Raw genomic sequence first — 1703 nt, 5'->3', positions numbered from 1 at the left:
CTCATCGGATGGGGATTCGCCTGGCCGGTCGCCGTCGTCGTCGCGATCCTGGCTGGAGCAGTGCTCGGTGCCATCATGGGCTCGCTGAGTTCGTATCTGAAGCTGCCTGCGTTCATGGTGACGCTGGCCGGGATGCAGAGCATCCGCGGGCTGACCTATCTGACCACGAACGGAACACCGACGACGGCGGAGATTCCGATCGGGCTGCGGTTCCTCGGCGCGGGCACGATCGCGGGGGTGCCCGTCGTCGGGGTGATATTCGTGGTCACCGCATTGGTCGCCGGTTTCCTCCTTCGCCGCACCACATTCGGAGAACACGTCTACGCCGTCGGAAGCAATGCCGCTGCGGCGCGGCTGTCCGGGCTGCCGGTGCAGCGCATCGTCACCGCGGCATTCGTGATCTCGGGTGCCCTGGCCGCCTTGAGCGGCGTACTGCTCACCGCCCGACTGACCATCGGTCAGCCCACCGCCAATCAGGGCCTGGAACTCGATGCGATCGCTGCCGTCGTGCTGGGCGGCACCAGCTTGTTCGGCGGCAAGGGTGGCGTGCTCGGCACCTTCATCGCGGTGCTTTTGCTGTCGGTTCTGCGAAACTTGTTCAACCTACTCGGACTCAGCTCGTTCTTTCAGATGGTCGTCACCGGCATCATCCTGGTTGCGGCGCTGATCATGAACTACGTCCTCGACAAGCGCGCAAAGAGCGCTTGACCCACGAAAGGCAGAAACCCATGGCGCTCGACGCGCAACCCACGGCCACCACGGTGGCCAGAATGATCGACCACACCCTGCTCAAGCCGGAGGCGACGCCCGCCGACGTGAGCGCCCTCGTCGACGAGGCCATCGCACTCGGCACGTATTCGGTGTGCGTATCGCCGTCGATGCTCCCGGTCGCCATTCCCGACGGTGCCGATCTGAAAGTTGCTGCCGTTTGCGGTTTTCCGAGTGGAAAGCACATTTCGGCCATCAAGGCCGCGGAGGCGGCAGCGGCGGTGGCCGCGGGTGCTGACGAAATCGACATGGTCATCGACGTCGGAGCTGCAAAGGCGGGCAGCTTCGACCTCGTCGAGGCGGACATCGCAGCCGTGCGCGTGGCCGTGCCGGACAGCGCGGTGCTCAAGGTGATCATCGAATCGGCCGCACTCACCGACGCGGAGATCGTGGCGGTGTGCCGCGCGGCCGTCGCCGCCCGCGCCGATTTCGTGAAGACGTCAACGGGCTTTCACCCGTCCGGCGGTGCGAGTGTGCACGCCGTGGCGCTGATGCACGACGCGGTTGCGGGGGCGGGTCTCGGGGTCAAGGCTTCCGGCGGGGTGCGCACCCTTGATCAGGCTCGGGCGTTGATCGAGGCGGGAGCGACGCGCCTTGGGGTCTCGGGTTCACGCGCGTTGCTGACCGCATCCGACGATCAGCCGAGCGGAACTTACTGACCTGCAGGCGTGCGGTATCGCCGCCCCGGATAACTAGAACGTGTTACATTTTCGGCCGCTGAGGACGCCGAGGAGACGATGAGCAAGACGCGGTCGCTGGTCATCGTCACCGCCGCCTACGTGGTCGCCGTCGGCGTGGCCGCGGCCTGGTTGTGGTGGGGGCCGAGCACGGGTCGGCTCTGGCTCGACACGTTCATCGCGGACCTGCTGGCCACCATCGTCATCTTCGCCTTCAGTCGCGCCTACCTGAACTCGAGCTTCTACGACGCCTACTGG

General features: G+C 66.0%; 2 protein-coding genes and 1 pseudogene. All 3 read left to right on the top strand.

Annotation, left to right across the window (positions count from 1 at the left end; all coding sequences use genetic code 11):
• Nucleotides 1–708 (top strand): ABC transporter permease (locus tag ACRDUX_RS28715; protein ID WP_526418886.1); only part of this gene is annotated, 708 nt, incomplete at its 5' end.
• 20 nt (nt 709–728) lie between these two features.
• Nucleotides 729–1427 carry a deoxyribose-phosphate aldolase gene (gene deoC / locus ACRDUX_RS28710; protein ID WP_526418884.1) on the top strand — a complete coding sequence of 233 codons (699 nt, stop codon included), beginning with the start codon at nt 729–731 and terminating at the stop codon, nt 1425–1427.
• Between the two features lie 78 nt (nt 1428–1505).
• Nucleotides 1506–1703, top strand: a pseudogene (locus ACRDUX_RS28705) (DUF1295 domain-containing protein); the annotation flags it as partial.

The sequence above is a fragment of the Mycobacterium sp. genome (assembly GCF_050701675.1).
Taxonomy (GTDB): domain Bacteria; phylum Actinomycetota; class Actinomycetes; order Mycobacteriales; family Mycobacteriaceae; genus Mycobacterium.
Note: the sequence above shows the minus strand (reverse complement) of the source record. Positions and strands in the feature narration are given on the sequence as shown.